This window comes from Candidatus Annandia adelgestsuga, from assembly GCF_003956045.1.
Lineage (GTDB): Bacteria > Pseudomonadota > Gammaproteobacteria > Enterobacterales > Enterobacteriaceae_A > Annandia > Annandia adelgestsuga.
This window is the reverse complement of sequence record NZ_CP026513.1, coordinates 158623-182262: the sequence shown is the minus strand read 5'-3', so window position 1 is coordinate 182262 and position 23640 is coordinate 158623. Positions and strand designations below refer to the sequence as shown.

The 23640-nt window shown below is 19.9% G+C and carries 20 protein-coding genes; 4 read left to right on the top strand and 16 right to left on the bottom strand.

Annotated features, from left to right (window positions below; translation table 11 throughout):
* The 11 genes from rpoC to rpsL all read right to left on the bottom strand — a co-directional run.
* On the bottom strand, nt 1-4135 hold a 4135-nt coding region (rpoC, locus tag C3B56_RS00955; RefSeq protein ID WP_126071701.1), incomplete at its 3' end, for a DNA-directed RNA polymerase subunit beta'.
* A gap of 24 nt (nt 4136-4159) precedes the next feature.
* Nucleotides 4160-8170, bottom strand: a complete 4011-nt coding sequence (gene rpoB, locus C3B56_RS00950) for a DNA-directed RNA polymerase subunit beta (protein WP_126071562.1) — start codon at nt 8168-8170, stop codon at nt 4160-4162.
* A 90-nt stretch (nt 8171-8260) separates the two neighbouring features.
* Complete coding sequence (gene rplL / locus C3B56_RS00945; RefSeq protein ID WP_126071561.1) at nt 8261-8632, bottom strand: 50S ribosomal protein L7/L12; 372 nt, start codon at nt 8630-8632, stop codon at nt 8261-8263.
* Nucleotides 8633-8669: 37 nt separating this feature from the next.
* Nucleotides 8670-9170 (bottom strand): 50S ribosomal protein L10, encoded by a 501-nt coding sequence (gene rplJ / locus C3B56_RS00940; protein WP_126071560.1) that lies wholly within the window; start codon nt 9168-9170, stop codon nt 8670-8672.
* A 44-nt stretch (nt 9171-9214) separates the two neighbouring features.
* A complete protein-coding gene (gene rplA / locus C3B56_RS00935) occupies nt 9215-9907 on the bottom strand; it encodes a 50S ribosomal protein L1 (RefSeq protein WP_126071559.1) in 693 nt (230 codons plus the stop codon).
* A 5-nt stretch (nt 9908-9912) separates the two neighbouring features.
* Nucleotides 9913-10350 (bottom strand): 50S ribosomal protein L11, encoded by a 438-nt coding sequence (gene rplK, locus C3B56_RS00930; RefSeq protein WP_126071558.1) that lies wholly within the window; start codon nt 10348-10350, stop codon nt 9913-9915.
* Nucleotides 10351-10397: 47 nt separating this feature from the next.
* On the bottom strand, nt 10398-10697 hold the full coding sequence (gene secE, locus C3B56_RS00925) for a preprotein translocase subunit SecE (protein WP_157977625.1): 300 nt from the start codon (nt 10695-10697) through the stop codon (nt 10398-10400).
* A gap of 118 nt (nt 10698-10815) precedes the next feature.
* Nucleotides 10816-12000, bottom strand: a complete 1185-nt coding sequence (gene tuf / locus C3B56_RS00920) for an elongation factor Tu (RefSeq protein WP_126071556.1) — start codon at nt 11998-12000, stop codon at nt 10816-10818.
* A gap of 38 nt (nt 12001-12038) precedes the next feature.
* The gene (gene fusA / locus C3B56_RS00915) at nt 12039-14153 is read right to left on the bottom strand and encodes an elongation factor G (protein ID WP_126071555.1); all 2115 of its coding nucleotides are present in this window, start codon (nt 14151-14153) and stop codon (nt 12039-12041) included.
* A gap of 52 nt (nt 14154-14205) precedes the next feature.
* Nucleotides 14206-14676: a 30S ribosomal protein S7 gene (gene rpsG / locus C3B56_RS00910; protein WP_126071554.1), complete on the bottom strand. Its 471-nt coding sequence runs from the start codon at nt 14674-14676 to the stop codon at nt 14206-14208.
* On the bottom strand, nt 14677-15081 hold the full coding sequence (gene rpsL, locus C3B56_RS00905; protein ID WP_126071553.1) for a 30S ribosomal protein S12: 405 nt from the start codon (nt 15079-15081) through the stop codon (nt 14677-14679).
* 152 nt (nt 15082-15233) lie between these two features.
* On the opposite strand from rpsL, the gene tsgA reads away from it, so the two are divergent.
* Nucleotides 15234-16409 (top strand): MFS transporter TsgA, encoded by a 1176-nt coding sequence (tsgA, locus tag C3B56_RS00900; protein WP_126071552.1) that lies wholly within the window; start codon nt 15234-15236, stop codon nt 16407-16409.
* Here the strand turns inward: tsgA and trpS are convergent.
* The 3 genes from trpS to aroB are packed head-to-tail and all read right to left on the bottom strand — an operon-like array spanning nt 16400 to nt 19314.
* Nucleotides 16400-17401: a tryptophan--tRNA ligase gene (gene trpS, locus C3B56_RS00895; RefSeq protein ID WP_126071551.1), complete on the bottom strand. Its 1002-nt coding sequence runs from the start codon at nt 17399-17401 to the stop codon at nt 16400-16402. The genes tsgA and trpS overlap by 10 nt on opposite strands.
* A 48-nt stretch (nt 17402-17449) precedes the next feature.
* The gene (gene rpe, locus C3B56_RS00890) at nt 17450-18121 is read right to left on the bottom strand and encodes a ribulose-phosphate 3-epimerase (RefSeq protein WP_126071550.1); all 672 of its coding nucleotides are present in this window, start codon (nt 18119-18121) and stop codon (nt 17450-17452) included.
* Between the two features lie 38 nt (nt 18122-18159).
* The gene (aroB, locus tag C3B56_RS00885) at nt 18160-19314 is read right to left on the bottom strand and encodes a 3-dehydroquinate synthase (protein WP_232817393.1); all 1155 of its coding nucleotides are present in this window, start codon (nt 19312-19314) and stop codon (nt 18160-18162) included.
* An 82-nt stretch (nt 19315-19396) separates the two neighbouring features.
* Between aroB and C3B56_RS00880 the strand changes: the two genes are divergently transcribed.
* A complete protein-coding gene (locus C3B56_RS00880) occupies nt 19397-19957 on the top strand; it encodes a NifU family protein (RefSeq protein WP_126071549.1) in 561 nt (186 codons plus the stop codon).
* Between the two features lie 38 nt (nt 19958-19995).
* On the opposite strand, the gene asd is transcribed toward C3B56_RS00880, so the two are convergent.
* Nucleotides 19996-21114: an aspartate-semialdehyde dehydrogenase gene (gene asd, locus C3B56_RS00875; protein ID WP_126071548.1), complete on the bottom strand. Its 1119-nt coding sequence runs from the start codon at nt 21112-21114 to the stop codon at nt 19996-19998.
* Nucleotides 21115-21271: 157 nt separating this feature from the next.
* On the opposite strand from asd, the gene C3B56_RS00870 reads away from it, so the two are divergent.
* Nucleotides 21272-21862: a YhgN family NAAT transporter gene (locus C3B56_RS00870; protein WP_126071547.1), complete on the top strand. Its 591-nt coding sequence runs from the start codon at nt 21272-21274 to the stop codon at nt 21860-21862.
* Between the two features lie 157 nt (nt 21863-22019).
* Here C3B56_RS00870 and ftsY read toward each other — a convergent pair whose 3' ends face one another.
* Nucleotides 22020-22964 (bottom strand): signal recognition particle-docking protein FtsY, encoded by a 945-nt coding sequence (ftsY, locus tag C3B56_RS00865; protein ID WP_126071546.1) that lies wholly within the window; start codon nt 22962-22964, stop codon nt 22020-22022.
* Between the two features lie 117 nt (nt 22965-23081).
* Between ftsY and rsmD the strand changes: the two genes are divergently transcribed.
* Nucleotides 23082-23639 (top strand): 16S rRNA (guanine(966)-N(2))-methyltransferase RsmD, encoded by a 558-nt coding sequence (rsmD, locus tag C3B56_RS00860; protein ID WP_126071545.1) that lies wholly within the window; start codon nt 23082-23084, stop codon nt 23637-23639.
* The last annotated feature ends 1 nt before the right edge of the window (nt 23640 follow it).

Genomic DNA, 23640 nt, shown 5'->3' with positions numbered 1-23640 from the left:
TATTTTTTTTTTTTTTTTTATTATATTTTTTTAATCTTTTTTTTAAAATTTTTTGATGATATGAATAACCAGTTCCAGATGGAATAATACGACCAACTATAACATTTTCTTTTAAACCTCTTAATTCATCTCTTCTACCAGATAAAGATGATTCTGTTAAAACTTTAGTAGTTTCTTGAAAAGAAGCCGCAGATATAAAAGAATCTGTAGATAAAGAAGCTTTAGTTATACCTAATAAACTTCTTTTAAAAGTAATTAATTTTTTACCCTTAGATTTTAAAGATTTATTAATTATTTTTAAAGTAGAAAATTCTATTTGTTCACCATCAAAAAACTCTGAATCTCCTGCTTTTATAATAATAACTTTTCTTAACATTTGACGTATTACAATTTCAATATGTTTATCATTTATTTTAACACCTTGTAATCTATATACTTCTTGTACTGAATTTACTATATAATCATTTAAATATTGTAAACCATGTAATTTTAAAATATCATGAGAAGATATAGGACCATCAGATATTATATCCCCAATCTGAACAATTTCTCCTTCTACTACATTTAATTGACGTAATCTAGAAATATTTTCTTCACATATATCATTATTTTTTTTAGATTTAATTATTATTTTTCTTTTTGTTTTAGAAGATTTTCCAAAAGATACAACTCCATTTAATTTAGATAATATAGCTTTATTTTTAGGATTACGAGCTTCAAATATATCAGCTACTTTAGGTAATCCGCCTGTAATATCTTTTGAAACTATAGAATCTTTAGGTATTTTTGCTAAAATATCACCAGAGTTAATTTTTATATTATCTTCTATATTTATAATTGTTTTATCAGGTAATATATATTGTATAGATAATTTTGTTTTAGGAATTAAAATTTCATTTCCTTTTTTATCTAAAATTTTAAATCTTGGTTGTAAATATTTATTTTTAGAACTTCTTTCTGATACATCAAGAATTATTATAGAAGTTAAACCAGTAAAATTATCAGTTTTTTTTATAACACTTTTTTTGTCTATTATATCTACAAATTTAATATAACCATTAACATCACTTATAACAGGTACAGTATGAGGGTCCCAATTTGATATAATTTCTCCAGAACGTACATAATCATTATTTTTTTTAGTAATACAAGCCCCATAAGGTAATTTATAATTTTCTAAAATTCTATTAAATTTATCTAATATTTGTAATTTTACATTTTTAGATACTACAATATATTTTCCAAAATGATTAATTAAAATTTTAGCATTTTTTAATCTAATTTTACCATCATTATTAACTTTAATATTAGATATTGAAGTTGATCTAGAAGCTGTACCACCAATATGAAATGTACGCATTGTTAATTGTGTTCCTGGTTCCCCAATTGATTGCGCTGCTATAATACCAACAGCTTCTCCTTGATTTACCAATTTTCCTCTAGATAAATCTATACCATAACATCTAGCACATATTCCAAAATTTGTATTACATGTAATTACTGATCTTACTTTAACAAAATTTATATTATTTTTTTCTATAATTTTACATAAATTTTCATCTAATAAAATATTATTTTTAATTAAAATTTTATTTGTTTCTGGGGTTGTTACATTACCAACAGTAACTCTTCCTAAAATTCTATTTGATAAAGATTCTGATACATATTGTCCTTCTATAACAGATTTAATTATAATACCATTTTTTGTTTTACAATCATATTCAACTATAACTAAATCTTGTGTAACATCTACAAGTCTTCTAGTTAAATAACCAGAATTAGCTGTTTTTAAGGCTGTATCAGATAACCCTTTACGAGCTCCATGAGTAGAAATAAAATATTGTATAATGTTTAAACCTTCACTAAAATTAGCTGTAATAGGGTTTTCAATAATAGATCCATCGGGTTTAGCCATTAAACCTCTAATACCTGCTAATTGACGAATTTGTGCTGTAGAACCTCTAGCACCAGAATCAGCCATCATAAATATATTATTAAATGATGATTGAAGTTCTAATTTTCCATTGTTATTAGGTAACATTTCTTTTGAAATATTATCCATCATAAATTTAGAAATTTTTTCACTAGTTTCTGTCCAAATATCTATAATTTTATTATAACGTTCACTTGAAGTAACAAAACCAGAATTAAATTGTTGTTGTATTTCTTTAACTTTAATTCTTGATTTATTAATAATAATATTTTTTTCTTTAGGAACAATTATATCATCCATTCCAATTGAAATACCAGAACGAGAAGCATAATGAAAACCAATTTTCATAATTTTATCGGCAAATATTGCAGTTCTTTTAATTCCTATAACTCTATTACATATGTTAAAAATATTAACTATTTCTTTTATATCAACAATTTTATTAATTAAACTAAAAGATAATTCTTTAGGAAATATACTCCATAATATAGAACGACCAACAGTTGTATTTTTAAATGATATTATTTTTTTTAAAATTATTTTTTTTTTTTTAACTATACTTTTATATTCAGAAATTTTAATTTTTATTTTTGTATGTAATTCTAAAACACCTAAATCATATAATCTTAAAGCATCTTTAGAATCATTTAATACCATACCTTCTCCTTTTCCATATTTTTTTTCTTTAGTCATATAATATAATCCTAATACTATATCTTGTGATGGAATAATAATTGATTCTCCATTTGCTGGAGATAAAATATTATTAGTTGACATCATCAAAGCTCTTGATTCAATTTGAGCTTCTAAAGTTAAAGGTATATGTATTGCCATTTGATCTCCATCAAAATCAGCATTATAAGCAGTACAAACTAATGGATGTAATTGTATAGCTTTTCCATCAACTAAAATAGGTTCAAAAGCTTGAATTCCTAAACGATGTAAAGTAGGTGCCCTATTAAGTAATATTGGATGTTCTTTTATTAATTCATCTAAAATATCCCATATAGCTTCATCTTCTTGATCAACCATTTTTTTAGAAGATTTTATAGTATTAGATAAACCACGTAACTCTAATTTACCATAAATAAATGGTTTAAATAATTCTAAAGCCATTTTTTTTGGAATTCCACATTGATTAAGATTTAAATCAGGACCTACAGTTATTACAGATCTACCTGAATAATCAACTCGTTTACCTAATAAATTTTGTCTAAAACGACCTTGTTTACCTTTAATCATATCTGTAAGAGATTTTAAAGGGCGTTTATTACTAGCTGTTACTACATTATGATATCTACTATTATCTAACAATGTATCTACAGCTTCTTGTAACATTCTTTTTTCATTTTTTATAATTATTTCAGGTGCTGATAAATATAATAAACGTTTAAGTCTATTATTTCTATTTATAACTCTACGATATAAATCATTTAAATCTGAAGTAGCAAATTTACCACCGTCTAAAGGAACTAATGGTCTTAAATCTGGAGGTATTACCGGTAAAACATTTAATATCATCCATTGAGGTTTATTACCTGATTTAATTAAGGTTTCAATAAATCTAGATCTCTTACTTATTTTTTTTTTTTTTATTATTGATTTAGTATTTTGCATTTGTTCTTTTAAAATTTTATATTCATAAGAAAGATTTATATTTTTTAAAATGTCTTCAATAGCTTTTGTTCCAATACCAGCTTTAAAATCACTTCCAAATTTTTCTAATTTTTCTAAATATTCTTCTTCAGTTAAAATTTGAAATTTTTTTAAATTTGTTTTACCAGCGCAAGTTACAACATAAGAATCAAAATAAAGAATTCTTTCTATATCTTTTAATGGCATATCTAATAATAAACTTATTCTAGAAGGAGAAGATTTTAAAAACCATATATGTGTTACAGGAGATGCTAATTCTATATGTCCCATTCTTTCTCTTCTAGATTTTGATTTAATAACTTCTACATCACATTTTTCACATATAATACCTCTATGTTTTAATTTTTTATATTTACCACAAAGACATTCATAATCTTTAATTGGTCCAAATATACTAGCACAAAATAATCCGTTTTTTTCAGGTTTAAAAGTTCGATAATTAATAGTTTCTGATTTAGTAATTTCTCCATATGACCATTTTCTAATAGTATTTGGAGAAGCTAATGTAATTTTAATAGAATTAAATTTAGAAAATTTATTGCTCATTTTATATTTATTTTCCCATTAAATTTATTTTTCTAATTCAATATTTATACATAAAGATTGAATTTCTTTCATTAAAACATTGAATGATTCAGGTATTCCTGCTTTCATTTTATAATTATTATTAACAATATTTTTATATATTTGTTTTCTACCTTCGATATCATCTGATTTAACTGTTAACATTTCTTGTAAAGTATATGCAGCACCATAAGCTTCTAAAGCCCATACTTCCATTTCACCAAATCTTTGTCCACCAAATTGAGATTTACCACCTAAGGGTTGTTGAGTTATTAAACTATAAGAACCAGTAGATCTAGCATGCATTTTTTCGTCAACTAAATGATTTAATTTTAACATATATACACAACCTATTGTTACCGGTTTTTCTATTTTATCACCAGTACATCCATCAAAAAGAGTTACTTGTCCGGAAGTTGGTAAATCACATAATTCTAATAATTTTTTTATTTCATGTTTTTTAGCACTGTCAAATACCGGAGTTGCCATTGGCATACCATCTTTTATTTCTTTTGCTAAATCCAAAATTTTATTATCTGAAAGATTATTTAAATTAACTTTTTTTTTATAATTTATTCCTAAATTATAAATTTTTTGCATAAATGAACGTATTTCACTAACTTTTTTTTTTTTTTTTATCATATTATTAACTTTTCTACCAATTCCTTTAGCTGCTAAACCTAAATGAGTTTCTAAAATTTGTCCAATATTCATACGAGAAGGTACTCCTAAAGGATTTAAAACTATATCCATAGGTGTTCCATTTTCGTCATATGGCATATCTTCAATAGGATTAATTTTAGATATTACTCCTTTATTACCATGTCTTCCTGCCATTTTATCACCAATTTGTATTGGTCTTTTAATTGCTATAAGCATTTTTACAATAGTTATAACCCCATTTGGTAAAACATAATATTTTTTAACATTTTTTCTATTAGATAAAATTTTATAAGTATTTTTTTTTTTTTCATTATAATATTTTTCTTTTATTTTTTCTAATTGAAGTTGTTTATTTTTATCTTTTAATTTTATTTTTAATAACTGTTTTTTAGATAATTTTTTTCTTTTTTTTTTTTTATCAAATATAAAATCATTCATATAATCAAAAAATATTGATTCTAAAATTTCAAAATTTTCCATAATTTCTTTTTCTTCTTTAAAAATTTTTTTTTGTTCTGATAAAATTTCGTATTTATGTTTAATTACATCTGAACGATTAAATATTTTTACATCTATTATTGTTCCAGATAATTCTAATGGTAATCTTAAAGATGAATTTTTAAAATCAGTAGTTCTTTCTCCAAATATTGCTCTTAATAATTTTTCTTCAGGAGTAAATTGAATTGAAATTTTAGGTGTTGCTTTCCCAACTAAAATTTCTCCACCATTTATATAAGAACCAACTTTAACAATACCAATTTTATCCAATTGAGTTAATGATTTTAAATTAGTATTTGGAATGTAAGATGTTATAATTTCTGATCCTAATTTAGTTTCTTTTACCATACATGATAATTCTTGTATATGTATTGTAGTAAATAAATCATCTTTTAATATACGTTCTGAAATTAATATTGAATCTTCAAAATTATATCCTTTCCATGTCATAAAAGCTATCATAACATTATGACCTAAGGATAATTCTCCATTATCTGTAGCCATTCCATCTGCTATAACATCACCTCTATCAATTTTTTCATTTAAAGAAACACAAGGTTTTTGATTTATGCAAGTATTTTGATTAGATCTAGTATATTTTGTTAAATAATAAATATCATTTCCTATATCATTAAAACCACTTATTTCATTTTTATTTACTTTAATAATTATTACTCTAGAATCTACAAATTTAACGAAACCACTTCTTTTGGCTATAATTGAAGCACCTGAATCTATTGCTATTACACTTTCAGTTCCAGTACCTATTAAAGGAGCATCTGCAATTAAATTAGGAACTGATTGTCTTTGCATATTAGCACCCATTAAAGATCTATTAGCATCATTATGTTCTAAAAAAGGTATTAAAGAAGCACCTATTGATAATATTTGTTGCATAGAAACATCAATATAATTAACTTCTTTACGATTAAATAATCCAGATTCTCCTTTATATCTACATAATACAAATTCATCAGTTAAATAATCATTATTATCTAAATTAGCACTAGCTTGTGCTATAACACATCTACTTTCTTCAAAAGAAGATAAATAATGAATTTCTTTAACTAATTTGCAATTTTTAACACAAAAATATGGTGTTTCTAAAAAACCATCTATATTTACGTAAGAAAATAAAGCTAATGATGTTATTAATCCTATATTAGGACCTTCTGGTGTTTCTATAGGACACATTCTTCCATAATGTGTATGGTGAACATCACGTACTTCAAAATTTGCTCTATCTCTATTTAAACCTCCAGGTCCTAAAGATGAAATACGTCTTTTATGAGTAATTTCAGATAATGGATTACTTTGATCCATAAATTGTGATAAAGGACTTGAAGTAAAAAATTTTTTTATAATAAAAGAAATTATTTTTGGATTAATTAAATTTTCTAAATTTAATTTATTATATCTATTATTTTCAAAACGACTTTCAATTATTTTTTTTATTTTTACTAAACCTATATGTAATTGACTTAATAACATTTCTCCAGCTGATTTTATTTTTCTATGACCTAAATTATCTATATCATCTATTTTTTGTACACCATTTTTAATTTCTAACATTTTTTTTATAATTCTAAGAATATCTATTTTATTTATATTATTACTTCCATGTGTAATATTAACATTTAAAGAAGTATTTAATTTATATCTTCCTATAGATGATAAATTATATGTTCTATTTTTAAAAAATATTTTTTTAAAAAAAGTAATAGCTGATTTTTTTGAAAAAGATTCTCCAGGTTTAGAAAGTTTATAAATTTCTATTAAAGCTTTTATTTTATTATAATTATTTGTATTTAATATATCTGAAATATATGAATTTTGATTTTTTTTAATAAAAATTGTTTTAATATAAATATATTTATTTTTAATAATTTTAGATAATGAATTTATGGAAATTTTAGTATTAACTTTTATTATTATTTTTCCGTTTATATCATAATAATTTTTAGATACAATTTTACCAATAATATATTTTATTGGAATTTCTATATTTTCTATATTATCTTTTTCAATTTTTCTAATATGATAATTGTTTATTATTGTTTTCTTTTTAACATATATTTTATTTTTATATTTAATATCAAAATTTAAACTAATACCTTTAAAATAATTTCCTATAAATTTTGTATAAAATTTATTATTTATATATTTAAAAATAATTATTTCAAAGAAAAATTTTAATATTTTTTTTTTACTATATCCTAATGTTTTTATTATAAGATCAATAGGTAATTTACGATTACGATCTATACGTACACAAATATTATCTTTTACATCAAATTCAAAATCTAACCAAGAACCATATTGAGGTATAATTCTTGATCTATATAATATTTTACCAGAAGAATGAACCTTACCTTTATCATGATCAAAAATTATTCCTGGACTTCTATGTAATTGAGAGATTAATACTCTTTCTGTTCCATTAATAATAAATGTTGCATTTTTTGTCATTAAAGGTATTTCACCTATAAAAATTTCTTGTTCAATTATTTTTTTTATTTTTTTTGATACTGATAAATCTTCATATTTAATTAATTTTAATGTTATATATAATGGTGAAGAATAAGTTTTTCCTTTAATTTTACATTCTTGATAACTTTCAATAGGTTCATTAATTTTATATTTTACATATCTAAGTTCAATATTTCTTTTAATATTTATTATGGGAAATATATACCTAAATTCTGCTTCTAATCCTCTTTTATGTTTAGGATCTTTTTTAAAAAATCTTTTAAAAGAATTAATTTGAATAGATAATAAAAATGGAATTGGTAATAACTGAGCATTTTTATTAAAACTTTTTCTAATTATTTGTCTATATTTTTTATAATGATACATATTATTTATCCTATAATTTTATATTTAAAATTATTAAACTACTGTTTTTAAATAATTTTTTAAACAGTAGTATAATAAATATTTTAAATTTTATTTAATTTCAATTTCTGCACCAACTTCTTCTAATATTTTTTTAATTTTTTGACATTCTTTTTCATTTATATTTTCTTTAACTAAAACAGGTGCTGATTCTACAAGATTTTTAGATTCTTTTAAACCTAAACTAGTAATACTACGTATAGCTTTAATTACACTTATTCTATTTTTACCAATTGATTTTAATATAATTTTAAATTCAGTTTTTTTTTTAATTACTTTAGTTTCTATATTATTTGTTTTATTATTAGCATATTCTGAAGGAGAAATATTAAATTTTTTTTCTATTTTTTTTATTAAATCTAATATATCTTTTACAGACATATTAGATATTGTTTCTATTATTTTTTCTTTATTAAAAGACATATTTTTTATCCTATATTATTTTTTTTAATATATAATTCTATTTTTTTTTGCTTAAAATATTTAACAATTTAATAAATTTAACTAAAGAAATTTCTTTAATAATATAAATTAATTTTATTAAAGATTCTTTATATGTTGGTAATGTAACTAAAAAATTTATTTCATCTGAAGAAGTTAATAATTTTTTTTCAAAAACGGCTGCTTTAATATTAATATTTTTATTTTCTTTTGAAAAATTTTTTAATAAACGAGCTGCTGTTCCGGGGTGTTCTGTTGAAAGAGCAATTATAATAGGACCTACAATATTATTTATTAAACAATTATATTTAGTATTTTTTATAATTATTTTTAATAAATTATTTTGAACTATTTTTAAAAAAACTTTATTTTTTATACAATTTTTTCTTAATTCTGTAATTTTATTAACTTTTATTCCTGAAATATCAGCGATAACAATAGAAGAAGTTTTTGGAATTATTTTACTAATTTCATTTACAATTTTTTTTTTTTTATCAAAATTTAATACCATATTATTCATATTCCTTTAAAAAAATAAATTTTTTTTATATTTAAATATTAAAATTATAATAAATCGGATATAATTATATTAATACCAACTCCCATAGTAGTAGATAAAGTTATTTTTTTAAAAAAAGTATTTTTATTTAAATTATAATTTTGTTTTTTTATATTTAATATTAAATATTTTAGATTTTTTTTTAATTTATAATTTTCAAAATTTATTTTACCTATTGTAGTATGTATAATACCATTTTTATCATTTTTATAATTAATTTTTCCATTTTGAATATTTTTAATAGAATCTTTTATATTATTTGTAACAGTATCTAATTTATAATTAGGCATTAAACCTTTGGGTCCTAATATTGGTCCTAATACTTTTATTAATTTTATAGTATCTGGTGTAGCAATTACAACATCATATTTAATTTTATTTTTTTTTATTAATTCTAATAAATTTTCCATTCCTACAAAATTAGCTCCATTTTCTTTAGCTGTAATAGCATCTTTACCCTTAGCAAAAACTACTATTTTTTTTTTTTTTTTTATATTATACGGTAATACTAAAAAATTATTTATATTATATTTTATTTTATTTTTATAAGTATTTAAATTTATAGCTATATCTACACTTTCTATAAAATTAGAAATTTTATTTTTTTTTAATATATTAATTGCATCTTCAAAATTATAAAACATATTTTTATCAAATTTATTATATATTTTTTTTAATCTTTTATTTAATTTATTCATAAAATTTATTTTTTATCTTCTATTATATTTAATCCCATAGAAATAGCTGTACCTTTAATAGAGTTTATTTGGGATTTTAAATTTAAACTATTCATATCTATAGATTTAATTAAAGCTATTTTTTTAATTTGTTTATAAGTAATTTTTCCAATTATATTTTTTTTTGGTTTGTTAGAACCATTTTTAATATTAATAGCTTTTTTTATTAAAATAGATGTAGGTGGTGTTTTAGTAATAAAATCAAATGTTTTATCATGATAAACTGTAATTATAATTGGAATAGGTAATCCTTTTTCAAAATTTTTTGTTCTTTTATTAAAAATTTTACAAAATTCCATAATATTAATACCATGTTGTCCAAGAGCAGGACCTATTGGAGGACTTGGGTTAGCCATACCTGCAGAAACTTGTAATTTAATATAAGTTTTAATTTTTTTAGACATGATTTTTATATTTTATAATTTATAAAATATTAATATATATAAATATTTTAATATTTAATTTTTATTAAAAATGAAATAAAATAAATTATAATATAATCTATTACAAATATTATAAAAGATATTAATAATACTATTAAAATAATATATATAGATAATATTAAAATTTCTTTACAATTTAACCATTTAATATTATTTATTTCATTAATTGAATATTTTATACAATTTAATATTTTTTTATTGTTTATTTTAAATAATAAATATAAAAAATTAATAATTAATATAATATTAACTATTATATATTGATATAAATAAATCATTGTATAAAAAAAATTATTTATAACAAACATTAATATAAAAATAATAATTATTAATTTATATTTTATTTTTTTAATAAATTTATTTTTAATAAGGGCGTTTATAAATAAAGCCCTTCTATAAAATTTATATTTATCAATCATATTTATATTATTCTATTATTTTAGATACAATACCAGCACCTACAGTATGACCACCTTCTCTAATTGCAAATCTTAAACCATTTTCCATAGCTATTGGATGAATTAATACAACATTTATTTTTATATTATCTCCTGGCATTACCATTTCAGTGTTTTTAGGTAATTCAATTAAACCTGTTACGTCTGTAGTTCTAAAATAGAATTGTGGTCTATATCCTTTAAAAAATGGTGTATGACGACCACCTTCTTCTTTAGATAAAATATATACTTTAGCTTCAAATTTAATATGTGGTTTAATAGTATTAGGTTTTGCTAATACTTGTCCTCTTTCTATTTCTTCTCTTTTAGTACCTCTTAATAAAACTCCTATATTTTCTCCAGCTCTACCTTCATCTAATAATTTTCTAAACATTTCTACACCAGTACATATTGTTTTTACAGTGGGTTTAATTCCAATAATAGAAATTTCTTCACCAATTTTAACAGAACCTCTTTCAACACGACCTGTAACTACTGTACCTCTTCCTGATATTGAAAATACATCTTCAATAGGTAATAAAAATGGTTCATCAATAGATCTTTTAGGTTCTGGTATATAATTATCTAAATAATTAGATAATTCTACAATTTTTTTTTCCCATTTTGAATCACCTTCTAAAGCTTTTAAAGCTGATCCTCTTATAATTGGTATTTTTTGACCAGGAAATTCATATTGTGTAAGTAAATCACGTATTTCCATTTCTACTAATTCTAATAATTCTTCATCGTCTACCATATCACATTTATTTAAAAAAACTATTATATAAGGAACTCCTACTTGTCTACCTAATAATATGTGTTCTCTTGTTTGAGGCATAGGACCATCTGTTGCAGCTACAACTAAAATAGCACCGTCCATTTGTGCAGCACCTGTAATCATATTTTTTACATAATCTGCATGACCTGGACAATCTACATGAGCATAATGACGTTTGTCAGTATTATATTCTACATGTGATGTATTAATAGTAATACCACGAGCTTTTTCTTCAGGAGCATTATCTATTTGTTCAAAAGCTTTAGCAGTTCCTCCATGTATTTTAGATAAAACTGTAGTAATAGCAGATGTTAAAGTAGTTTTACCATGATCTACATGTCCTATGGTTCCCACATTAATATGTGGTTTAATTCTTTTAAATTTTTCTTTAGACATAAATTTCCTTTAATTTAATATTATATTTTTACATATATTTAAATATTTTTTTTACCACGTAATTCAATTATTTTATTAGAAATTAAAATAGGAGTTTCACTATATTTTAAAAACTCCATAGAATATGATGCTCTTCCTTGAGTTTTAGAACGTAAAACAGTTGCATAACCAAACATTTCTGATAAAGGTACGTTAGCATTTATTATTTTATCCATTAAATTGCTTTCCATACCTTCTACCATTCCTCTTCTTCTATTTAAATCACCAATTACTTCTCCCATATAATCATTTGGAGTTACTATTTCTACTTTCATAATAGGTTCTAATAAAATGGGTTTAGCTTTTTTAAAAGCATTTTTAAAAGCAATAGAAGCTGCAAATTTAAAAGCTAATTCTGATGAATCTACATTATGATAAGAACCAAAATGTAATCTTACTGATATATCAACTACTGGATAACCAGCTAATGGTCCTGATTTTAACTGTTCTTGAATTCCTTTATTAATTGCTGGTATGTATTCATTAGGTATAACACCACCTTTAATATCGTTTATAAATAAATAACCAGATTTATTTTTTTTTAATGGAGATATATCAATAATTACATGCCCATATTGTCCTCTACCACCTGATTGTCTAATATATTTACCTTCAACATTAATAATTTTTTCTTTTATTGTTTCTCTATAAGCAACTTGAGGTTTTCCTATATTTGCTTCAACATTAAATTCTCTTCTCATACGATCTACAATAATGTCTAAATGTAATTCACCCATTCCAGCAATAATTGTTTGATTAGATTCATGATCTGTCCAAACTTTAAAAGAAGGATCTTCTTTAGCTAATTTTGATAAGGATATTCCCATTTTTTCTTGATCAACTTTAGTTTTTGGCTCCAAAGCAATAGAAATAACTGGTTCTGGAAATTCTATTTTTTCTAAAATAATTTTATTATTAGGGTCACATAAAGTATCACCTGTTGTAACATTTTTTAAACCTATAGCTGCTGCTATGTCACCGGAATATACTTCTTTAACTTCCTCTCTTTTATTTGCATGCATTTGTACTATTCTACCTAACCTTTCTTTTTGTTTTTTAACTGAATTTAAAATTATATCACCAGTTTTAATGATTCCAGAATATACACGAAAAAAAGTTAAATTACCTACAAATGCATCATTAGAAATTTTAAAAGCTAAAGCTGAAAATGGTTCTTTATCTTTATTAATTTTTTTTTTAATATTTTTTTTTTTTGAAGAAATATTTTGTATATAAGATATATCTTGAGGAGATGGTAAATAATCAATTATTGCATCTAACATTGCTTGTACACCTTTATTTCTAAAAGAAGATCCACATGTTACTATAATAATTTTATTTTTTAATACTAATTTTCTTAATTCTAATTTAATTTCATCTTCAGTAATATTTATTCCATCTAAATATTTTTCCATTAAAGATTCATTTTCTTCTAATGAACTTTCTATTAATTTTTTGTTCCAAATTTTAGATTCTTCTAACATATTTTTAGGAATATCACAATATTTAAAATAAATTCCATTATTTTTATCATCCCAATAAATTGCTTTCATTTTTATTAAATCAATAACACCAACAAATTTATTTTCTGAACCAATTGCTAATTGAATAGGAACTGGACATGCTCCTAATTTATTTTTCATTTGTTTTACTACTTTTAAAAAATTAGATCCTATTCGATCCATTTTATTAATAAATGCAATACGAGGAACTTTATATTTATTAGCTTGACGCCATACTGTTTCTGATTGAGGTTGAACACCACCTACAGCACAATATATCATAACAACACCATCTAAAATTCTCATAGATCTTTCTACTTCAATAGTAAAATCTACATGCCCAGGGGTATCAATTATATTTATTCTATGAGGTTTAAATTGATTATTCATTCCAGACCAAAATGCTGTTGTAGCTGCTGAAGTTATAGTAATTCCTCTTTCTTGTTCTTGAGCCATCCAATCCATAGTTGCTGCTCCATCATGAACTTCACCCATTTTATAATTTACTCCAGTATAAAATAAAATTCTTTCAGTTGTAGTAGTTTTTCCTGCATCTATATGAGCACTTATACCAATATTACGATAATGTGTAATAGGTGTTATACGTTTCATTTTAACCTCTTTTATTATTTATATTTTATTTTTAAAATATTATTTAAAAAAATTACCAACGATAGTGAGCAAAAGCTTTATTTGCTTCAGCTAAACGATGTATTTCTTCTTTTTTTTTTATAGATGAACCTTTATTATTTAATGCATCATATAATTCATTTGCTAATTTTAAAGACATAGATTTTTCTTTTCTTTTTCTTGCAAAATTAATAATCCAACGCATAGCTAATGTATTTCTACGAGATGATTTTATTTCTATAGGAACTTGATATGTTGATCCTCCAATACGTCTAGATTTAACTTCTATAAAAGGTTTTATATTATTTAAAGATATTATAAAAGAATCTATTTCATTTTTACCAATACGTTTAGATAAAATATCTAATGCTTTATAAACTATTTTTTCTGCTATATTTTTTTTTCCTTTAAACATTAATATATTAATAAATTTAGATAAAATTTCTGATCCAAATTTAGGATCTGGATTTATTTTTCTTGTTTCAACTAAACGACGTCTAGACATTTATTTTCCTTTTTTAATTTTATTATTATTTTTTTTTTTTTTTTTTTTAACACCATATTTTGATCTAGATTTTTTTCTATTTTTAACTCCAGCACAATCCAATGCCCCTCTTATAGTATGATATCTTACTCCTGGTAAATCTTTTACTCTACCACCTCTTATTAATACTACAGAATGTTCTTGTAAATTATGACCTTCTCCTCCAATATAAGATGTAACTTCCATACCATTTGTTAAACGTACACGACATACTTTTCTTAAAGCAGAATTAGGTTTTTTAGGAGTAGTAGTATATACCTTAATACATACACCTCTTTTTTGAGGTGATGAATCTAATGCCGCAACTTTACTTTTTGTAAATTTTTTAATTCTTGATTTACGTACTAATTGATTAATAGTAACCATAAATTTTACCTTTAATTTTTATAATATTATAAAAATTTTTATTATTAAATATTAATTTTGTAATTAAAAATATTTTAATGTTTATTATATATATAATATATATTAAAAAAATATTTTATTTTAATTAAATTAAAATTAAAAAGGAGAATGTTATGTTAAATATTAAAAAGTTAACTTTAATTAGTTTTTTAATGTATTATTTTACTGGGTCATTAACTGTAACAACTGGAAATATAATTGATAGTATTTCTAAATATTTTAATGTTTCTATTAGTAATATGAGTTTTCATTTTTCATTTTTAAGTTTAGGTATTTTAATAGCTATGATAGTAAATAATTATATTAGAAAAATAATTATTATAAAAAATCAAATAATATTTAGTTTTTATTTAATCATAATATCAATTATTATTTTAATAATCAATAATCATAATATAAATATTTTCTCTTTTTGTGTTTTTTTATTTGGATTTGTTGGAGGTATATCTTTATCTATTGGAACATTTTTAATTACTAATATTTATGATAATAAAAAAAGAAGTTTTTTCATGCTTATTACTGATTCTTTTTTTAGTATTGCAGGAATAATTTTTCCTTTTATAATAAGTTTTTTTGTTGTTAAAAAAATAAATTTTATTTGGATTTATTCAATAATAAGTTTTATATATTTAATAATTTTCTATTTAACTTTAATAACAAATTTTAATGAATTTAATAAATTAAATAAAAAAAAAAATAAAAAAAAAAAACGTTTTAAAATAGAAAATATTTTATTATTTTTATCATCTTTATTTTATATTTCAGCACAATGTATGTTTGTTAGCTGGATACCTATTTATATAAAAAAATATATTAATAATATAAATTATTTTTATGAAAATAAAACAATTAGTATTTTTTGGTTTTTTTATATGTTAGGTATGTGGTTTTTTAGTTATATAAGTAAAAAATTTGATATACAAAAAATATTAATATTTTTAACTTTTATATCTTCTATATTAGTATTTATTTTTTTACAATGTAAAAATATTAATTTATTAAATTTTATTATATCTTTGATAGGTTTTTTTTCAAGTTCAATATATACAATTATAATTACTTTAAGTTCTATGCAAACTAAAAAACCATATACAAAATTTATAAATTTAACATTAATTTTTGGTACTACTGGTAGTTTTATTACACTTAATATAAGTTATTTTTTATTATCTTCTAATAATACTTTTATAGTATTATGTATTTCAAATATTCTTTATTTTATTGTTTTTATTATAAATATAATATTATTATTTTTTACTAAACATAATAAATTTAATAATTATAAATAATATAAACCAATAACATTATATACTTTTTCAATAGTTTTTTTAGCATATTTAGATGCTTTTTTAGATCCATATTTTAATATATATTCTAAAAAATCTTTATTTTTTTTATATATATTAAAATTATGTTGTATATCACTTATAGTATCTGTTATATAATTTATAACATTTATTTTTAAATATGAATAATTTTGATTTTCAAATTCTTTTTCTATAATAGACATTTTTTTTCCAGTAAGATTTGATAATATTAATAACAAATTAGATATTCCTGGTTTTTTTTTAATATCATAATATATTTTAGGAGGATTATCAATATCTGTAAATGATTTTTTAATTTTTTTATGTATTTTTTTAGGATCATCTAATAAACTAATAAAACTATTTTTATTTATATCTGATTTAGACATTTTTTTTTTAGGATTAGATAAAGACATTATTTTATTACCATTATTTAATAATGGTTCTGGTATATTAAATATTTTTTTATTATAAATTTTATTAAATCTTTTAGCTATTTTTTTACTTAATTCCAAATGTTGTATTTGATCTTTACCTACTGGTACTTTATTAGTTTGATATAATAAAATATCAGATGCCATTAATATTGGATAATTTAATAAACCTAAATTTATTTTATTAAATATATTTTTAATTTTACTTTTAAATTGAGTCATACGTGTTAATTCACCTAAATATGTAAAACAATTTAAAATCCAACATAATTGTGTGTGATATTTAACATGTGATTGAATAAAAATAATACTTTTTTTAGGATTAATATTGCAAGATAAATATAAAGCTACATTATCCATAATATTTTTTTTAAATAATTTTGGATTAATTTTATTAGTAATAGAATGCATATCTGCAATACAATAAATACAATTATAATTATTTTGTAAAATTTTCCAATTTTTTAATACTCCTATATAATTTCCTAATGTTATAACTCCTGAAGGTTGTATAGCGCTAAAAACAATTGATTTTTTCATTAAATTTTATATTTTTAAATAAACATTTAATAAAAATTATATATTTTATTAAAAATTTTTTAATTTTTGACGTATTTTTTGTATTATTTTTAAATAATTTTTACTATTAAATATAGTAGAACCAATTACAAAAATATCTGCACCAGATTTAGCTATTTTATTAATATTATCAATTGTTATTCCACCGTCTACTTCGATTAAAATATTATATCCACTTTTTTTTATCATTTTTTTTATTTTTTTAACTTTATTTATAGTTTTTAATATTAATTTTTGATTGCCAAAACCTGGATTAACTAGCATAACTACAATTATATCTAATTTATCCATAAAATCATATAAAAAATCTATTGAATCATTAGGATTAATAACTAAACCAGCTTTACAATTATAATTTTTAATTAAAGATAAAGATTGTAATATATTTTTTGATGTTTCAGGATGAAAACTAATAGAATGTACTTTTTTTTTTGCAAATATATTTATTAATTTTTCAACTGGATTTGCCATTAAATGTACATCTATATATGATGATTTAACTATATATTTTATAATAGAATCAAGTATTAAAGGCCCCATACTAAGATTTGGAACATAATGATTATCCATAACATCAAAATGTATTAAATTGCAACCTGCAGATAAGACTCTAATAATTTCTAAACCTAAATTAGAAAAATTTGCTGCTAATATTGATGGAGCTAATAAAAATTTTTTCATTTTATCCTTTTAATATAAAATTTAAAAAATTATTAGTATTATAATTTTTTAGCCTTATTAATAGATTTTATTATAATATTTTCAGAAACATTATTCATAATAATAGCTTTTCCAATTCTAATAGGTATTATTAAATTAATTTTATTTAACGTTGCTTTTTTATCAATTTTCATATATTTAATATAATCTGTTGCATTCATATTATCAGGACCTTTAATATTTAAATCTAATAATTTAAATAATTTTATAATACGTTTTGTATATTTTTTTTTAAATATATTTAATTGTTCTGAAGTAAAACATGACATTATTATTCCAGAAGCAACTGATTCACCGTGTGACCAATTTTTATATTTAGTATAAGATTCTATTGCATGCCCATAAGTATGTCCAAGATTTAATAATGATCTAATATTATTTTCTTTTTCATCATTTTTAATAAAAAATGATTTTATTTCACAACAACGATTAACACAATATAGAATTTTTTTTTTATTAATATTAATTAAATCATTAATATTATCTTCTATCCAATTAAAAAATTTTTTATCAAAAATAATTCCATATTTAATTACTTCAACTAAACCAGATTTTAGTTCTTTTTTAGATAAAGTTTTTAAAAAAAATATATCTGTTAATATTATTATTGGTTGATAAAATGTACCAATCATATTTTTACCAATTTTATGATTAACACCAGTTTTACCTCCTATTGAAGCGTCTACTTGAGATAATAAAGTAGTTGGTATTTGTATAAATTTAATTCCTCTATGATAAATAGAAGCAGTAAAACCAGTTATATCTCCAATAACACCACCACCTAAAGAAATTAATATAGTATTTTTATCATAATTATTAGATAATAAATAATTTATAATTTTATTAACTGTTTTTATATTTTTATAACTTTCACCATCTTTTATAATAAATATTTTATATTTTATATTTTTTTTTTTTATAAAATTATTAATATAATCTTTATATAAATTTAATATTATTTTATTTGTTATAATTAATAAATTATTTTTTTTTTTTATTTTAAAATTAATTATATTATTTTTTAATAACATATAACCTATATTTATTTTATATAAATCATTTTTTAATTTAACACTAATTTCATTATAAAATTTATTTTTAAAATTATTTTTCATTATATTATAAATAATATAAAAAATAGATTTTGATTTCATATAAACCTTAATAATAGTATTTTAATAAAATAATTAATATTGTTTTTATAAAAAAATAAATATAAATAAAATAGAGAGAATTATGATTATTATAACAAAAAATGCTAAAAAATATTTTAATTACCTTTTAAATAAAAAAAAAATTGGAACTCAAATATATTTATTTATCAATAACCCTGGTACACAATTTGCAGAATGTGGTATTTCATATTATAATAATAAACAATTTTCAAATGATAATATAAGAATAAAATATGATAATTTATTTATATATATAAATAAAAATCATATCATTTATTTTAAAAATTCTAAAATAGATGTTATAAAAAATGAATTAGAATTACAATTAATTTTAAAAGTTCCAAACGCAAAAAAAAAAATAATTAAAAAAAATAAAATATTAAAAAATAAAATAATAAATGTATTAAATAATATTATTAATCCTCAATTAAAACAACATAATGGATATGTATTTTTAATAGATATTACTACAAATAAAGATATAATATTAGAATTTAAAGGTAATTGTAATGGTTGTTCTATGTCAAATATTACTTTAAAAGAAATAATTGAAAAAAAAATAAAAAAACTATTTCCTGAAATAAATAATGTTTTAGATTTTAGATATTATAAAAAAAAATAATTTACTATATTACAATTTAATTATTATAATTTTATTATTTAAGTATTTAATATTATAATTTCTAATATTCTTCTAATTGGTTCTGCAGCTCCCCATAATAATTGATCTCCTATTGTAAATGCAGAAATATATTTAGATCCAATATTCATTTTACGTAAACGACCTATTAATATATTTAATGTTCCTGAAACATTAATTGGTGTTAATTTTTTTATAGTTTCTTCATATACATTTGGTACAATTTTTACCCATCTATTATCATTTGATATTATTTGTTTTATTTCTTGAATAGAAATATTTTTTTTAATTTTTATAGTTAATGATTGGCTATGGCAACGAAATGTTCCTATTCTAACACATAATCCATCTACAATAATTTTTTTTTTACTAGATAATATTTTATTAGTTTCTGCTTGACCTTTCCATTCTTCACGACTTTGACCATTATTCATTCTTTTATCAATCCAAGGAATTAAACTACCAAATAATACACATTTAAAATTTTCTTTAGGAATTATATTTGATAAAGAAATATTTTTTATTTTTTTTTCTATTTCTAATATTTTATAATTAATATTTTTTAAATCATATTTAATACTTTTATAAATAAAACCCATTTGTTCTAATAATTCACACATATTTTTTGAACCACCTCCAGAAGCTGCTTGATAAGTGGAAACAGAAATCCAATCTATTAAATCTTTTTTAAATAAACCTGATAACGCCATCAACATCAAACTAACTGTACAATTTCCTCCAATAAAATTTTTAATACCTTTTTCTAAACCTTTATAAATTAATTCTTTATTTATTGGATCTAAACATATAATAGATTTTTTTTTCATTCTTAAATAAGATGAAGCGTCTATCCAATAACCTTTCCATTTTTTTTTTTTTAATTTTTTATATATAATTTTAGTATAATCATTTCCATAACAAGTTACTAAAATATCCATTTCTTGTAAAATATCAGTATCATAAGCATTATATAGAATATTAATATCTTGATTTTTTGATAAAATAGGACCTGATTTTCCTATTTGTGATGTAGAAAAAAAATAAGGAATAATGTTATCAAAATTTTTTTTTTTAATCATTCTTTCAATTAAAACCGAACCAACCATACCTCTCCATCCTATAAAACCTACACATTTCATATATTTATCCTTTATTTTATTAAATTATAATTTTATTTTTAAATATTATTTATACATAAATAATATTATTATTAATTTATTATATATATTATATTACAAATTTAATATTAATATTAAATTAAAAAATTTTATATTTAATTATAATTAAGAAATTAATATGAAAAAAATAATATCAGAAATTATTTTAATGATTTTAGTAATGGATCCTATTGGTAATTTACCTGTATTTATATCATTATTAAAAAATTTTAAACCTATAAGAAGAAAAATAATTTTAATTAGAGAAATGTTTATATCTTTATTATTAATGATTTTATTTTTATTTATAGGTGAACATATTCTTAATTTATTAAATTTAAAACCAGAAACAATATCAATATCAGGTGGTTTAATTTTATTATTTATATCTATAAAAATGATTTTTCCTGATTCTAAAATTAACGATAATAAAATTATTTATGAAGAACCTTTTTTAATTCCTTTATCTATTCCTTTAATTGTAGGTCCTTCTTTATTAGCTACTATTATGATATTATCACATAATTGCCATTATCATATATTACATTTAATTTTTTCTTTATTTATTTCGTGGTTAATTTCATTTATTATTTTAATGCTATCAGATACGTTATTAATTTTTTTTGGAAATAAAGGTATAAATATTTTAGAAAAATTAGTTGGTTTAATTTTAATAATGTTATCTATACAAATGTTTTTAGATGGTATTAAAGTTTGGTTAAAAATTTAATTAATATAAATAATAAATTCAATATATTATTTAAATAATTGAAATTTAAAAATTAGTTATTTATAAAATTATATTTAATTTTATAAATTATAATTAATAATTTTTATATTTAAAATTAATACAATATAAAAAAAATATTGTATTAATTTTTAAATTATTATCTAAAATTCATATTTTTTAAAAAAAAATATTTAATGAATTCTTTGATTTTAAATTTTTTAATATCTTTTATTTTATCTCCTATACCTATATATCTAATAGGAATTTTAAATTTATGAGAAATAGGAAAAATAATACCACTTTTTTGTGTAATATCTAATTTATTTATAATTAAACTATTAATTTTAATAAACTTATTAAAAGTTTCTGTTTGTTTTATAGAATTTTGTCCATTGTTTGAATCTAAAACTAAAATTATTTCATGAGGATCAACATAATTTATTTTTCTAATTACATTTTTTATTTTACATAAATCTTTCATTAAAATATTTTTGTTATGCATTATTCCAGCAGTATCAATAATTAATGTATCTATATTTTTAGATTTAGCTGATTTTATAGAATCAAAAACTACAGAAGCTGCATCTGATTTAATTTTTCTAGATACAACTGGAACTTTTATTTTTTTACCCCAAAATTTAAGTTGTTCAATAGCAGAAGATCTAAATGTATCTGCTGCAACTAACATAACTTTTTTACCTTCATTTTTATATTTATTTGCTAATTTACCTATAGTAGTTGTTTTTCCTGATCCGTTAACACCAATGATTAAAATTATAAATGGTTTATGAGAATCTAAATTTAAAGGTTTTTCTGTTTTTTTTAATATTTTAAACATTATATTATTTAAAATTTTATTTAATGTTTTAATATTATTTAAATTTTCTTTATTATATTTTTTTTTAATTTTATTTAAAATATAATCAGTAGTTTCTATTCCAATATCAGACATTAATAATTTTTTTTTTAAATATAAAAATATTTTATCATTATTTTTATATTTTGTTTTTTTCTTGAAAATATATTTAATACTATCTTTATATTTAATAAATAATTTTTTTAATTTATAAAATATATTTAAAATCGAATATTTTTTATTCATAATTTAAATTTTAAAATATTGCTATTTTTAAATAGCGTTAAAATAATATAATTTTATAATTATATATAAAATTATAGTTAAAATATATTAATTAAATAAATTTTATTAAAATAATTGATGAAAAATAATAAAATACATATTATTAGTGGTAAATTTTATAAACGTAAATTATTATTAATTAATAATAAACAAATGAAACCTACTACTAATTTTATGAGAAAAACTTTATTTAATTGGTTAAAAAATAATCTTAAAAATTACATTTGTTTAGATTGTTTTGCTGGTAGTGGTGTATTAGGATTAGAATCTTTATCCCATAATGCTAAAAAAATAATATTTATAGAAAATAATTATAATTCAATAAAAAAACTTAAAAAAAATATCAGTTTTTTAAAAATAAAAAAAAATAAAATTATTTATAATAATACATTAGATTGGTTAATGCATTTTGGAAATCCACAAAATATAGTTTTTATTGATCCACCTTTTAAAGATTTAGATATTTTTTTAATAGAAAAATTAATATTTATTTTAGAAAAATATAATTGGTTAAAAAGTGGTTCTTTTATATATATTGAACATTCTTATTATAAAAAAATTATAATACCTAAAAATTTTTTATTATATAAAAAAAAAAAAAAAAAATCAATTTATAATTTATATATTAAAAATTAAT

Bases quoted from the DNA above. Each gene is read 5' to 3' on its own strand.
- rpoB (WP_126071562.1), bottom strand. From the start codon at position 8,170: ATGTATCATTATAAAAAATATAGACAAATAATTAGAAAAAGTTTTAAT.
- rplL (WP_126071561.1), bottom strand. From the start codon at position 8,632: ATGTCTTTTAATAAAGAAAAAATAATAGAAACAATATCTAATATGTCT.
- rplJ (WP_126071560.1), bottom strand. From the start codon at position 9,170: ATGAATAATATGGTATTAAATTTTGATAAAAAAAAAAAAATTGTAAAT.
- rplA (WP_126071559.1), bottom strand. From the start codon at position 9,907: ATGAATAAATTAAATAAAAGATTAAAAAAAATATATAATAAATTTGAT.
- rplK (WP_126071558.1), bottom strand. From the start codon at position 10,350: ATGTCTAAAAAAATTAAAACTTATATTAAATTACAAGTTTCTGCAGGT.
- secE (WP_157977625.1), bottom strand. From the start codon at position 10,697: ATGTTTGTTATAAATAATTTTTTTTATACAATGATTTATTTATATCAA.
- tuf (WP_126071556.1), bottom strand. From the start codon at position 12,000: ATGTCTAAAGAAAAATTTAAAAGAATTAAACCACATATTAATGTGGGA.
- fusA (WP_126071555.1), bottom strand. From the start codon at position 14,153: ATGAAACGTATAACACCTATTACACATTATCGTAATATTGGTATAAGT.
- rpsG (WP_126071554.1), bottom strand. From the start codon at position 14,676: ATGTCTAGACGTCGTTTAGTTGAAACAAGAAAAATAAATCCAGATCCT.
- rpsL (WP_126071553.1), bottom strand. From the start codon at position 15,081: ATGGTTACTATTAATCAATTAGTACGTAAATCAAGAATTAAAAAATTT.
- tsgA (WP_126071552.1), top strand. From the start codon at position 15,234: ATGTTAAATATTAAAAAGTTAACTTTAATTAGTTTTTTAATGTATTAT.
- trpS (WP_126071551.1), bottom strand. From the start codon at position 17,401: ATGAAAAAATCAATTGTTTTTAGCGCTATACAACCTTCAGGAGTTATA.
- rpe (WP_126071550.1), bottom strand. From the start codon at position 18,121: ATGAAAAAATTTTTATTAGCTCCATCAATATTAGCAGCAAATTTTTCT.
- aroB (WP_232817393.1), bottom strand. From the start codon at position 19,314: ATGAAATCAAAATCTATTTTTTATATTATTTATAATATAATGAAAAAT.
- C3B56_RS00880 (WP_126071549.1), top strand. From the start codon at position 19,397: ATGATTATTATAACAAAAAATGCTAAAAAATATTTTAATTACCTTTTA.
- asd (WP_126071548.1), bottom strand. From the start codon at position 21,114: ATGAAATGTGTAGGTTTTATAGGATGGAGAGGTATGGTTGGTTCGGTT.
- C3B56_RS00870 (WP_126071547.1), top strand. From the start codon at position 21,272: ATGAAAAAAATAATATCAGAAATTATTTTAATGATTTTAGTAATGGAT.
- ftsY (WP_126071546.1), bottom strand. From the start codon at position 22,964: ATGAATAAAAAATATTCGATTTTAAATATATTTTATAAATTAAAAAAA.
- rsmD (WP_126071545.1), top strand. From the start codon at position 23,082: ATGAAAAATAATAAAATACATATTATTAGTGGTAAATTTTATAAACGT.